The sequence below is a fragment of the Pseudomonas sp. P108 genome, assembly GCF_032613195.1.
GTDB lineage: Bacteria > Pseudomonadota > Gammaproteobacteria > Pseudomonadales > Pseudomonadaceae > Aquipseudomonas.
In genome coordinates this window covers 4,514,517-4,526,959 of sequence record NZ_CP126691.1, presented here as the reverse complement: position 1 = coordinate 4,526,959, position 12,443 = coordinate 4,514,517, and the positions used below count along the sequence as shown (strand labels likewise).

12 protein-coding genes are annotated in these 12,443 nt (G+C 60.6%); 5 read left to right on the top strand and 7 right to left on the bottom strand.

The window, feature by feature from the left end; all coding sequences use genetic code 11:
- The 3 genes from QOM10_RS19785 to QOM10_RS19775 all read right to left on the bottom strand — a co-directional run bounded on the left by QOM10_RS19785 (nt 1) and on the right by QOM10_RS19775 (nt 3,266).
- On the bottom strand, nt 1-1,707 hold the full coding sequence (locus QOM10_RS19785) for a copper resistance system multicopper oxidase (protein ID WP_316916812.1): 1,707 nt from the start codon (nt 1,705-1,707) through the stop codon (nt 1-3).
- Between the two features lie 73 nt (nt 1,708-1,780).
- Nucleotides 1,781-2,746, bottom strand: a complete 966-nt coding sequence (locus QOM10_RS19780) for a phospholipase D family protein (protein WP_316916811.1) — start codon at nt 2,744-2,746, stop codon at nt 1,781-1,783.
- Nucleotides 2,747-2,795: 49 nt separating this feature from the next.
- Nucleotides 2,796-3,266, bottom strand: a complete 471-nt coding sequence (locus QOM10_RS19775; RefSeq protein WP_095121097.1) for a hypothetical protein — start codon at nt 3,264-3,266, stop codon at nt 2,796-2,798.
- A gap of 165 nt (nt 3,267-3,431) precedes the next feature.
- Between QOM10_RS19775 and QOM10_RS19770 the strand changes: the two genes are divergently transcribed.
- Nucleotides 3,432-4,097, top strand: coding sequence for a ribonuclease T2 (locus tag QOM10_RS19770; RefSeq protein ID WP_123595092.1), 666 nt, complete (start codon nt 3,432-3,434; stop codon nt 4,095-4,097).
- A gap of 86 nt (nt 4,098-4,183) precedes the next feature.
- Here the strand turns inward: QOM10_RS19770 and QOM10_RS19765 are convergent, their stop codons facing one another.
- The gene (locus tag QOM10_RS19765; RefSeq protein WP_316916810.1) at nt 4,184-5,041 is read right to left on the bottom strand and encodes a LysR substrate-binding domain-containing protein; all 858 of its coding nucleotides are present in this window, start codon (nt 5,039-5,041) and stop codon (nt 4,184-4,186) included.
- Nucleotides 5,042-5,150: 109 nt separating this feature from the next.
- Here QOM10_RS19765 and QOM10_RS19760 point away from each other — a divergent pair, with 109 nt between their 5' ends.
- The 3 genes from QOM10_RS19760 to QOM10_RS19750 all read left to right on the top strand — a co-directional run bounded on the left by QOM10_RS19760 (nt 5,151) and on the right by QOM10_RS19750 (nt 8,393).
- Nucleotides 5,151-5,855 carry a haloacid dehalogenase type II gene (locus tag QOM10_RS19760; protein ID WP_316916809.1) on the top strand — a complete coding sequence of 235 codons (705 nt, stop codon included), beginning with the start codon at nt 5,151-5,153 and terminating at the stop codon, nt 5,853-5,855.
- 15 nt (nt 5,856-5,870) lie between these two features.
- A complete protein-coding gene (locus tag QOM10_RS19755; protein WP_316916808.1) occupies nt 5,871-6,644 on the top strand; it encodes an aldolase in 774 nt (257 codons plus the stop codon).
- 177 nt (nt 6,645-6,821) lie between these two features.
- Nucleotides 6,822-8,393, top strand: a complete 1,572-nt coding sequence (locus QOM10_RS19750; protein WP_316916807.1) for a diguanylate cyclase — start codon at nt 6,822-6,824, stop codon at nt 8,391-8,393.
- Between the two features lie 142 nt (nt 8,394-8,535).
- On the opposite strand, the gene QOM10_RS19745 is transcribed toward QOM10_RS19750, so the two are convergent.
- On the bottom strand, nt 8,536-8,835 hold the full coding sequence (locus tag QOM10_RS19745) for a hypothetical protein (RefSeq protein ID WP_077573787.1): 300 nt from the start codon (nt 8,833-8,835) through the stop codon (nt 8,536-8,538).
- A gap of 186 nt (nt 8,836-9,021) precedes the next feature.
- Between QOM10_RS19745 and QOM10_RS19740 the strand changes: the two genes are divergently transcribed.
- A complete protein-coding gene (locus QOM10_RS19740; protein WP_316916806.1) occupies nt 9,022-9,462 on the top strand; it encodes a carboxymuconolactone decarboxylase family protein in 441 nt (146 codons plus the stop codon).
- 138 nt (nt 9,463-9,600) lie between these two features.
- Here the strand turns inward: QOM10_RS19740 and QOM10_RS19735 are convergent, their stop codons facing one another.
- Together QOM10_RS19735 and QOM10_RS19730 are read right to left on the bottom strand one after the other, a co-directional pair.
- On the bottom strand, nt 9,601-11,193 hold the full coding sequence (locus QOM10_RS19735; RefSeq protein ID WP_316916805.1) for a DHA2 family efflux MFS transporter permease subunit: 1,593 nt from the start codon (nt 11,191-11,193) through the stop codon (nt 9,601-9,603).
- Nucleotides 11,190-12,299 carry an HlyD family secretion protein gene (locus tag QOM10_RS19730; protein WP_127929100.1) on the bottom strand — a complete coding sequence of 370 codons (1,110 nt, stop codon included), beginning with the start codon at nt 12,297-12,299 and terminating at the stop codon, nt 11,190-11,192. The genes QOM10_RS19735 and QOM10_RS19730 overlap by 4 nt, the downstream gene beginning before the upstream one ends.
- Nucleotides 12,300-12,443: the final 144 nt, after the last annotated feature.

Genomic DNA, 12,443 nt, shown 5'->3' with positions numbered 1-12,443 from the left:
TCATTCTTCCACCCGCACTTCACGGAACATGCCCGTTTCCATGTGGTACAGCAGGTGACAGTGATAGGCCCAGCGGCCGAGTGCGTCGGCGGTCACGCGATAACTGCGGCGCGTGCCGGGCGGCATGTCGATGGTGTGTTTGCGCACCTGGAAATCGCCGTTTTCGTCTTCCAGATCGCTCCACATGCCGTGCAGATGAATGGGGTGGGTCATCATCGTGTCGTTGACCAGCACCAGGCGAATGCGCTCGCCGTACTTCAGGCGCAAAGGCTCGGCGTCGGAGAATTTGATGCCGTTGAACGACCAGGCGAACTTCTCCATGTGCCCGGTCAGATGCAGTTCGACGGTGCGGCTCGGGTCGCGGCCATCCGGGTCTTCGAAAGTGCTGCGCAGGTCGGCGTAGGTGAGCACGCGACGGCCGTTGTTGCGCAGACCGAGGCCGGGGTCGTTGAGTTTGGGTGCGGTGGTCATGGCTTGCATGTCTACCAGCGGGTTGTCTTTTTCGCTGTCGGGATGGGATTGCATCGGGCCCATCGCCGAGTGATCCATGCCCGCCATATCGCTCATGCCCATTGAACCGTGATCCATGCCGCCCATGCCCGTGTCGTCCATCGTCACCAAGGGGCGCGGGTCCAGACCCGGTACGGGCGCAGATAACCCGGCGCGAGTGGCGAGGGTGCCACGGGCATAACCGGTACGATCCATGGCCTGGGCAAACAGGGTGTACGCCTCGGCGTCCGGCTCGACGATGACGTCGTAAGTCTCGGCCACGGCGATGCGCAGTTCATCGACGCTGACCGGTTTGACGTGCAAGCCATCCGCCGCGACTACGGTAATTTTCAACCCCGGAATACGCACATCGAAGTAGGTCATCGCCGAGCCGTTGATCAGGCGCAGACGCAGTTTTTCACCGGGACGAAACAGGCCGGTCCAGTTGTCGTCCGGCGCGCGGCCATTCATGAGAAAGGTGTAGGTGGCGCCACTGACGTCGGCGATGTCGGTTGGATTCATGTTCATTTCTGCCCACATCTTGCGATCGGCAACGGTGGCGGCCCAGCCTTTTTCGCTGACGTCATCGATGAAATCGCCGACGGTGCGTTTGTCGAAGTTGTAGTAGTCGGACTGCTTTTTCAGGGTCTTCATCAGGCTGGCCGGGGCTTCGTCGCTCCAGTCGCTGAGCATCACCACGAACTCGCGGTCGTACTGGAACGGCTCCGGTTCCCTGGCGTCGATCACCAGCGGGCCGTAGACGCCGGCCTGTTCCTGCAACCCGGAATGGCTGTGATACCAGTAGGTGCCGTTCTGCCGCACCTTGAATTGATAGACGTACACGCCACACGGTTCGATGCCGTGAAAACTCAGGCCGGGTACGCCGTCCATGTTCGCCGGCAGCAGAATGCCGTGCCAGTGAATCGAGGTGCTGGCGCTGAGCCGGTTGCGCACCCGCAGCGTCACGGTGTCGCCTTCACGCCAGCGCAGCAACGGGCCGGGCAGGCTGCCGTTGATGGTCATCGCCGTGCGTGGGCTGCCGGTGAAGTTGACCGGGGTTTCGCCGATGAACAACTCGAAGTCGCTGCCGCTCAGTTCATGCGATTGACCGGGCGCATTCAGCGCCCAGACCGGCGTGCGCCACAGGCCGAGGCCACCGAGCAGGCTGCCGGCGGCGAGGCCTTTGACGAAGGTGCGTCGTGATGGGTTGGAAGGCATGCGCTGGAAATCCCCGTTTGACTCATGACGGGGAGGCTAACCAGCGCCGGCTTTCAGTTGGCTGAGGCGGGGATTACAGTTTTGACAGGTTTAACGCGGCAAACGTCCCGAGATCCATGCACATTCCACCCTCGGACTTCCAGTTGGAAGTGCTCGCTTTGGCTTTGTGTAACAGCGGTAGCCATTCGTGCAGCGCTCCCAGGTTGTTTTTGAAACCTGGAATATGACTGGCGCTCACATACTGCATGAACTCGGGTTGCCCGGCAGCCGAGTAAAAGACGGGTTCATTGGCACCGTCCTCTTCAGCAAAACAGAACTGCTCCCCATCGTGATGGAAGCTGATGAAGTGTGCATTCTGCGGGATATCGCTCCAGCTCTCCCAGCCAAATGCTGGTTGCCCCAGTTCCTTCGACTTTTGCGCCAGAGCCTTTTTGCCTTTGGTGGACATATCGTGAATGTCGACAGTGACAAACCAGCGTTCTGAGCCGAAAGCTTCAGGGTTTTTAATTGCCGCCGCGATCAGCGAGTCAGACTGGGTGTCTTGCACCTGCCGGAATTTTTGCCGAGCTGCCCAAGCCGCTTCGACACGTTTGAAGTAGTCATTGCCGACATCGATGGTCCGCGCCTCAGACCAGCGTTCACTGAACCAGCGCTTGGCGTCCTGTAACGCCACTGTATCGTCTGTGAGGATGCCGAGTTCAATCCAGTGCTTGGCTGCCTGACCCTCAATGCCCAAGCCATTGGCTGACGCATTGGCGCTCCCTGCGATCAATTCGTTTTCGCCAATATAAGCCTTGGCATGGAGTCGGGGGAGGCTGCGAACTTTCTCTGGATGCAGTTGGAGCAGATGTCTTACCACTGCGGGGTTGGTTGCCCCCGCGGACAGATCAAGCAGAATACGGACGTCCCCCTGGCGTTGATCAAGACCCAGTTCCGAAATGGCGCCTTCGCCCCAAAAGGCTACGGCAATATCCAGTGAACCTTTGACTTCGCGCGCCCATTGAGCGAGTTGTTGCTGGTTTTGAATCAATCGTGTCATCAGTACAACTCTGAGAGGGTTAAAAGAAATTCTGCCGGGGTTGTTGACCCTAGAGGCCAAGCCCTTCCTGCACTACCTGCAACAAGTTGTTCTCGGTCAGCGCAATCGCATCCAGCTCCTGACCGGTTTCGACGGTTTGCAACCACCAGTGGCTCTCATGGTGTTCATCGACGGTGCGCAGCAGATAGGTGTTCCTGTCTTCCAGGGTGATCTGCACCCGGCCGGCGCCATCCTCGGTAAACCGTGCGATGGGATCAAATGTCAGGCTTCGATCATTGGCTTCGATCACCAGTTGGTCGATGGCGTAATCGTGAGGCTCACCATCGGGTGAGGTTTCGCAAACGTGGGTCGGATTGCGGCGAATCTTCAGGCCGACTTCGGTGACTGGCTGTAACCAGGCCTCAATGCGGTGGTACAAATCGTACACCTGAGCTGGCCAGCAATCGATCTCCAGCGCGGCATCGGCATGGGTGTGCCGGGTTTGCTTGAGTTTGGCGGCGAGTTCGTCTGCTTTACTCATTTCGGATCCCTTGGTTTGATGTCTGCCTGTTAATCGTAGACCTTACAACGGTGTGCGGCGTTGCCTTGCGTCATGCGCTTGCAACACAAGCATGGCGAAATCAGCGCTGGCCAAGTCTGGTCAGGATCGAAAACCACGGACGCAGGCGTCCCAAGGAGCGGGTAGATGAAAAAGCTGTTTACAATTTTGGCAGTGATTGCGCTGACGGCCGGTAGCATCGGGTTGAGTTCGGCGCGGCAATCACAGTCGAGCAAAGCCCAGGCGGAATCGGTGGCGGGGGTATTCGATTACTACCTGCTGGCGTTGTCCTGGTCGCCGACCTTTTGTCTGACCCACAAAGATGACTCGCAGTGCACGGGCAAGGGCTACGGCTTCGTGCTTCACGGTTTGTGGCCGCAATACGCCAAGGGCGGCTGGCCGGAATCCTGCCCGCCGCTGACCACGTTGAACGCGGCGCAAACCAGCCAGGGCCTGACGCTGTTCCCGACCAAAAAACTGCTCGACCACGAATGGTCCAAGCACGGCACCTGCAGCGGCCTCGGCGCAATGGGCTATCTGGATGAAGCGGACAAAGCCGTGGCGGCGGTGAAAATCCCCGATGAACTGCAACCGTTCAGCAGTTCCTATTACTTCGAAGCCCAGGAAATCGCCGACCTGTTCCGCAAGGCCAACCCGGGCATTCCGGCGGATGGCATCGCTGTCATTTGCAGTGGCCCGGAGTTGTCGGAAGTACGCGTGTGCATGGGCAAGGATCTGCAGTTCGGCGCCTGTGGCAAGGGTGTGAAAACCCAGTGCCGCGCGGGGGATATCCGGGTGCCGCCGTCGCGTTGATCTGACTCGAGGTCGAAAGGACCACACTGACTCTGTGGCGAGGGAGCAAGCTCTCTCGCCACAGGGTTTTCGACAAGCCTGAGCTATCAGGAAAATCCAGCGGCATCCACCCCCAACTCCCCACGCAAAAACTCCACCAACCCACGCTGCAACCCGCTCAAAACCCCATCACGACTGACCAACGCCAATTCCGTCGGCGCCAGTTCCGGCAAATCCGTACACACCTGATGCTCAGGCAACACCGCCGACACCGGCAGCACCGACACTCCCAACCCTGAGGCCACCGCTGCTTGAATCCCGGTCAGGCTGTGGCTGCCAAACGCCACCCGCCAGGGGCGCTGGGCAACATCGAGTAAACGAATGGCGCGCTGCCGATACAGGCAGCCTTGCGGAAACAACGCCAACGGCAACACGCCAGTGGACGAATCAAACTCCGCACCTTTGACCCACACCAGCCGCTCCGGCCAGGTCGCCCACGCCGGGCCGCTATCGGGTTCGCGTTTGATCAGGGCGATGTCGATGTCGCCGGCATCCAGACGCTGGCGCAGATCGAGGCTCATGCCGCTGAGGGTTTCCAGCCGCGCTTGCGGATGGCTGCGGGTGAAGCCTGCAAGGATCAGCGCCATGCGCCGCGCGTCGAAGTCTTCCGGCATGCCGATACGCAGGATTTCCAGATCGAGGTCGCTGGTCAAGGCTTCAGTGGCTTCGGCAGACAGCGCGAGCAAACGGCGGGCGTAGTGGATCAGCAGTTCGCCGTGCTCGGTGACGGCGACATTCAGTCCGGTACGGTCGCGCAGCAGCAGGGCGTGGCCGACCAACTCTTCGAGTTTGCGCACCTGCTGGCTGACCGTCGACTGGGTCCGGTGTACGCGCTCGGCGGCGCGGGTGAAGCTGCCTTCGTCGACCACGCAGACAAAGGTTTTCAGCAATTCCAGGTCCAGCATGGCGGTGCTCTCGATAGTGGTTTTTCAACTGACGATTGGCTATTTATTTAATTTCACACTATCACCGGGCACTCATAAGCTGAAGTCCTCACTACGGAGGATTCGACCAATGACACTCATCCACACCCCGCGCCCGCAGTGGCTGACCTTCGATTGTTACGGCACGTTGATTCAATGGGACGAAGGCCTCAAAGCCGTTGTCGGCGAAATTCTCAGCGAGAAGGGCGAGCATCAGGTCGACGTCGGGCAGCTGATCGAAGTCTATGATCGCCATGAACATCGCCTCGAACAAACGCCGCCGCACCGATCATTCCGCGAACTCAGCACCCTCGGCCTGCAATTGGCCCTGGAAGAGTTGGGCCTGCCCAGCCTGCCCGAAGACAGCCAGCGTCTGGCCGCCGCGATCCCGAAAATGCCGCCGTTTGCCGAGGTGATCAAGACCCTGCGTGAATTGAAAACCATGGGTTTCAAACTGTGCATCGTCTCCAACACCGACGACGAGATCATTGCCGGCAACGTCGCGCAACTCGGCGGCTATATCGATCGGGTGATCACCGCACAGCAGGCCGGAGCCTACAAACCGGCGCCACGGCTGTTCGACTACGCTCATGAACAATTGGGCGTCAGCCGCGATGAAGTCGTGCACATCTGTGCCAGTCCCATGCTTGACCACACGGCGGCGCGGAACATGGGTTTTCGTTGTGTATGGATCGATCGCGGCACCGGTCGCCAGTTGCTGCCGGACTATCGCCCCGACGCGATCCTCAACAGCCTCGATCAAGTGCTGCCGCTGTTCAAATCCCTCGGTTGGTAATCACGGAGAATCGTCATGGCTCACACCCTGACTGCCAGTGCTCGGGCCTTACGTCCGGCCGCGTTGAACCTCGACACAGAGGCAATCATCACCGCGCGCAGCGAACTGGCGGCGTGCTTTCAACTGGCCGCGCTACATGGGTTGGAGGAGGGCATCTGCAATCACTTTTCGGCGATGGTGCCGGGGCATGATGATCTGTTTCTGGTCAATCCCTACGGTTATGCCTTTGCCGAAATCACCGCGCAGAACCTGCTGGTCTGTGACTTCGAGGGCAACGTGGTGGCGGGCGAAGGCCAGCCGGAAGCCACGGCGTTCTACATTCACGCGCGTCTGCATAAGCAACTGCCCCGGGTGAAAGTCGCGTTTCACACGCACATGCCCCACGCCACGGCGTTGTGTCTGCTGCAAGGTCCGCCGCTGTTGTGGTTGGGGCAGACCGCGCTGAAGTTCTATGGGCGCACGGCGGTGGACGAGGATTACAACGGCCTGGCGCTGGACGAATCCGAAGGTGACCGGATTGCCAAAGTCATGGGCGACGCCGACATTCTGTTCCTGAAAAACCACGGCGTGATCGTCGCCGCCCCGACCATCGCCGAAGCCTGGGATGACCTCTATTACCTGGAGCGCGCCGCCCAGGTGCAACTGCTGGCGATGGCCACGCAACGGGAACTGAAGCCTGTGCCTCATGCCATTGCGCAACGGGCCTGTGAGCAGATGCGCGAGGGCGATGCGCAAAGTGCGCGGGCGCATCTGCACAGTGCGATACGGCGCCTGGCCCTTCACAACTGACTAACCCTAAAGAGGCAATCGAAAATAAATCGACGAACAGCGATCATCCTATCTCGCTGCGCGCCGATATAACTGGGCGGGACCAGGGCGTTTGCCCCGTACATCCCGGTGGGCTACGCTCACAAACATAAGGGTTTACCCGCTGGCGCCCTTGTCGTACCTGCCCAGGACTTGCTTTTGCCTATCCCCATTCACGACCCGCATCAGGCCCCCGGAGGCACTCTTAAACGCCTGCCGCTGCGCAAAGCGGCGGTGCTGTTTATCGTTGCGGTGGGGTTGTGCCTGTCCGGTTTGCTGTATCTGCAACTGGAGCAGTCGCGAAGGCAGGATCTGGCAGTGGCGAAAATAGCCTCAAGCAATCTGACCCGGGCCATGGCGCAGCAGGCCGAGGACACGTTCCTCGCCGCCGATCTGGTGATGACCAGCCTGGTCGACTGGATTCAGGACGACGGTTACGGCGCGGCGCAGAAGCCACGCTTGCAGAGAACCTTTGCCCGGCGCGTGCAGCAACTCGATCAGTTGCACGGTATTTTTCTCTTCGACACGCAGGGTCAGTGGGTGATTACTTCGTTTGCCGATCTGCCCCGTGGCAATGGCGTGGCGGACCGCGAGTACTTCAAGTTTCACCAGCAGAACGTCTCGACGCTGGCGCACATCGGACCGGCGATTCGCAGTCGCGAGAACGGTGAGTGGATCATCCCGATTTCGAAACGCATCAATGATCATGCGGGCAATTTCCAGGGCGTGCTGCTGGCCGGGATCAAGATGTCGTACTTCGACCGCTTTTTCGAAAGCTTCAGCCTCGATGACCAAGGCATCATGTTCCTTGGCCTGAGCGACGGCACCTTGCTCGCCCGCCGACCGTTTGATGAAAAGCTGATCGGCACGTCGCTGGCGCAAGGGCGGATTTATCGCACGTTGCTGCCCGAGGCCGCTGCCGGCACGGCGATGATCGATTCGGTGGTCGATGGCGTGGTGCGTCTGTACGGTTATCGACGCCTTTCGGCGTATCCGTTGGTGGTGTCGGCGGCGACCTCGCGCGATACGATTCTCGAGGGTTGGTACGCCCGCGCATTCCAGTCGAGTGTGATCGTCGCCTTGGTGATTCTCGGCATCGGCCTGTTTGGCTGGGTGTTCATTCATCAAGTGCGCGACGGCGAACGCATCGAGAAAAACTTGCGCAAGGCCCAACGCACGCTGGAGCAGATCGCGACCCACGACAGCCTGACCGGATTGGCCAATCGCCGCTTGTTCGAGCGTTCGCTGGAGATCGAATTCGCTCGCGGCGCGCGGCAGGTCAGCCCGGTCAGCCTGATCATGCTCGATATCGATTTCTTCAAGCGTTACAACGATGCTTATGGTCATGTCGCCGGGGATCATTCTCTGACTCAGGTCGCACAGGTGCTGCAGACGTGCTGCCAGCGCAAGGCTGATCTGGCGGTGCGTTATGGAGGCGAGGAGTTTGCGGTGCTGTTACCGGACACCGATATCAATGGAGCGCTGGCGATCGCCGGGCAGATTCGCCGCAGCGTGATCGACAAACACATCATCCACAGCGGCTCGCCGACCGGGTATCTGACGGTGAGTCTGGGTTGCTATTCGTTTATTCCGAGCGGCAATGACAGCCTGGAAGTGTTTATCCAGCGTGCCGATGCGGCGCTGTATCAGGCGAAAAATGCCGGGCGCAATCGCGCGGCGGTGTTGTCGCTGGATAGTGGCCTGGCCGAGTTGATGCGCTCGGATCGCTGAACTACACGTTGTACCCTGTAGGAGTGAGCCTGCTCGCGATGTCGGTGTGTCAGCACACAGTTGCATAACTGACAAACCGCCATCGCGAGCAGGCTCACTCCTACATTGGATAGCGTGCTTATTTGGGATGGCTCTTGTTCGTTCAGCCGCCGGTGCCACCGCCCGCACCGCCAGTCCCGCCACCCGCCGAACCGGTGCCGCCGCCGGCCCCCGAGCCGGAACCACTTGCCCCACCATTGGTGCCGGTCCCGGATCCCATACCCGAAGAACCGCTACCACCCGAAGGCGCGCCCGGGGTGTTGTCTGGCGGCGTGGTGGTGCTGGTCGGGCCACCGGATTTGGTGCCGGTGGCGTCAGCGCCATCATTGGCAGCGAAGCTGGCGGCCGATGCCGTGGCCAACAGGCCGGCGAGCAGTAACGAGGTGAGTTTGCGCGTGATCATGATCCGTCTCCACAAAGGGTCTGTACCTGATATTGGTCTGACGCACAGAACCCTTGGTGCCCAGTGGCTGACGAGCGGTCAGCCGGGAAACCGAGTGGCCTCCTGATCTTCTGGAATATTGGCTATTTGCCGAACCGGGTGCGAGGACTAACGTAGCCACACCTTCACTTGCTGCCCGGAGCCACCATGCAACCTCGTACCGATTTCTACACCGCCTCCCCAGACGCACTGAAAGCGATGATCGCGCTGGAAACCGCGGTGTCCAAGCTGCCGCTGGAAAAAAACCTGATCGAACTGGTCAAGCTGCGCGCCTCGCAAATCAATGGCTGCGCCTTCTGCATCGACATGCACACCACCGATGCGATCAAGGGCGGTGAAACCCCGCGTCGCTTGTTCGCGGTCACCGCTTGGCGTGAAGCGCCGTTCTTCAACGACCGCGAACGCGCCGCGCTGCTGTGGACTGAATCGCTGACCCAACTGAGCCTGACCCACGCCCCGGACGAAGATTACGACGTGGTTGCGGCGCAGTTCACGCCGAAAGAAATGGTCGACCTGACCGTGGCGATCAACACCATCAACAGCTGGAACCGTCTGGCCGTAGGTTTCCGCAAAACCCCACAGGCTTAAGCCTCAACGCTTAACCCCTGTGGGAGCGAGCCTGCTCGCGAAAGCGGAGTGTCCGATAACAACCATGGTGACTGACACGACGCCTTCGCGAGCAGGCTCGCTCCCACAAGGGAAATGGGTATGGCCAGAAAATAGTGATCAATGCCCATCCGCACTCGGCGCCGCCGGTGGTTGCACCTTGCGCATCAAGGGCACCATCGCCGTGGCGATGACGAAGCACGCCCCGATCATCAAAAAGGTGTCGCCGTAGGTCTGCGTCTGCGCCTCGCGGTAGGTCAGCAGCCACAACTGGCGCAGGCTGGCAGTGACGCCGACGTCGCCGCTCTGGCCCAGATTCGCCAGGTTGCCGCCGACCTGCGCCAGCCACTGATTCATCGCTTCATTGCGGCTGTTCAGATGCTCGGCCAGCCGCGTGAAGTGCAGATTGGTGCGGTCATTGAGAATGGTCGCGCAGGCCGCAATACCAATCGCACCGCCCAGATTACGCATCAGGTTGAACAGGCCGGAAGCATGCTTGAGACGTGCCGGTGCCAATCCGCCCAAGGTCAGCGTCACCGCTGGCGGCACCGCCAGTTGCTGGGCAATCCCGCGCAACGCTTGCGGCAGCATCAACTCGCCGGCACCCCAGTCGTGGGTGATCGGGCTGAACTCCCACATCGACACCGCGAACAAACCCAGACCGATCATCATGATCCAGCGCAGGTCCATGCGATTGGCCAGAAAGGCATACAGCGGAATCGCCATGATCTGGAACACGCCGGTGGAGAAAACCGCCAGACCAATGTCCAGCGCGCTGTAGCCGCGCACGCGGCCGAGGAACAGCGGCGTCAGGTAGATCGTTGCAAACACGCCGATGCCGGTGACGAACGAGAAGAAGCAGCCGAGGGCGAAATTGCGATCCTTCAAAGCGCGCAGATCGACGATCGGATTGGCCACGTGCAAGGTGCGGCCAATGAACGCCAATCCGGCGAGGCCACTGATCCACGCGGTGGTCAGAATGGTCTGGTCGCTGAACCAGTTCCAGCGCGGGCCTTCTTCGAGGGTGTATTCCAGGCAGCCGAGAAACAGCGCGAGAAACACCATGCTCAGATAGTCCGCGCCCTTGAGCAGAGACAATTCCGGCTGGTCGATTTTCACCAGCATCGGCACCGCCACGGCGACGAAAATTCCTGGCACCAGGTTGATGTAGAACAGCCAGTGCCACGAGGAAATATCGGTGATCCAGCCGCCGATTACCGGCCCCAATGTCGGTGCCAATGACGCGACCGCGCCGATGGTCGCGGCGGCGATTACCCGTTGTTTGCCGGTGAAGAAAAAGAACGCCGTGGTGAACACCAGCGGGATCATCGAACCACCGAGAAAACCTTGCAGCGCCCGAAAGGCGATCATGCTCTGGATGTTCCAGGCCACGCCGCAGAGCAGGCTGGCGAGGGTGAAACCGACCGCCGAAGCGCAGAACAACCAACGTGTCGAGAACACCCGTGACAGCCAGCCCGACAACGGAATCACGATGATTTCGGCGATCAGGTAACTGGTCTGCACCCACGCGGTTTCGTCGGTGCCGGCGGACAGTCCACCGCCGATATCACGCAGCGACGCCGAGACGATCTGGATATCCAGCAGCGCGATGAACATGCCGATGCACATGGTCGCGAAGGCGAACACTTTGGTCGCGGTCGCCATATCGGCGGCGTTGAACGGCTGCGCTGGGGCGGCGAGGGTGGTGCTCATGGTGCGACAGCTACGGCAGTGGTTTCCGGTTGCGCGCGGGTGTCGACTTCCGCCGTCACCGACAGCCCCGGACGCAAGTGACCGAGCACGCCGTCGGCCGGGTCGAGGAGGATCCGTACTGGTACGCGCTGGACGATTTTGGTGAAGTTGCCGGTGGCGTTTTCCGGAGGCAGCACGCTGAACTGCGACCCGGTGGCTGGCGCAAGGCTGTCGAGGCGGCCGTGGAATTCCTGACCGGAAAGGACGTCGGCGCGGATGCTCACACGTTGCCCGGGTTTCATCCGCGCCAGTTGGTCTTCCTTGAAGTTGGCATCGACCCACAAACCGCTGGCCGGCACCACTGACAGTTGTTGTGAACCGGCCTGGGCATAGGCGCCGACCCGTGCGCGGCGATTGCCGACCACACCATCGACCGGCGCGCGCAGTTCGGTGTAGCCGAGGTTCAACTGCGCCAGATCACGTTCGGCGCGGGCTTGCTGGAGGGCGGCGCGGGCCTGTTGTTTCTGGGTGTCGATCACCGCCAGTTGGCGTTGCGCGGCGAGCAGTTCGGCCTGGGCGCGGGCGCTCAGGGCTTGTGCGGTTTTGAAGGTGGCGTCGGCGCGTTGCGCGCTTTCTACCGACACGGCATTGGTGGTGACCAAGCGCTTGTAGCGCGCATTGTCATCCCGCGAGCGCGCGGTTTCCGCTCCGGCGGCATCGATGCCGGCGCGAGCCTGACCGATCACCGCTTGCTGCAGTTGTTCGGTGGCGTCGAGGTTGGCCAGCAACGCTTCTTCGGCAGCGACGGCGCCTTCCGCCTTGGCCAGATTGGCGCGATAGTCGCGAGCGTCGAGGCGGATCAGCACGTCGCCGGCCTTCACGTGCTGGTTGTCGCTGACCAGCACTTCGTCGATGTAACCAGCGACTTTCGGCCCGATTACCGTGACATCGCCACCAATATAAGCATCGTCGGTCTCTTCGAGAAAACGCCCGGCGCCCCACCAATGCACGGCGTACACACCGGCGAAGATCAGCGCGAGCAAACCAGCACCGGGAAGCAACAGGCGTTTAAGCAGCGGCGGCTTGGTCTTCACCACAACAGGTTCGAGGGTGGGCATGCTGGTCATGGCGGATTACCTGAGTCAACGGGGCGTTATTACGGCGGTAATATGACGTAGGTAATATTTAGTCGCAAATGATTTCTGGCGCCGATCGTCAGTTGCTTGATTGAACGAGGACGGCTCGTGCTGGGCTCGGGTTTTGGAGCGTGG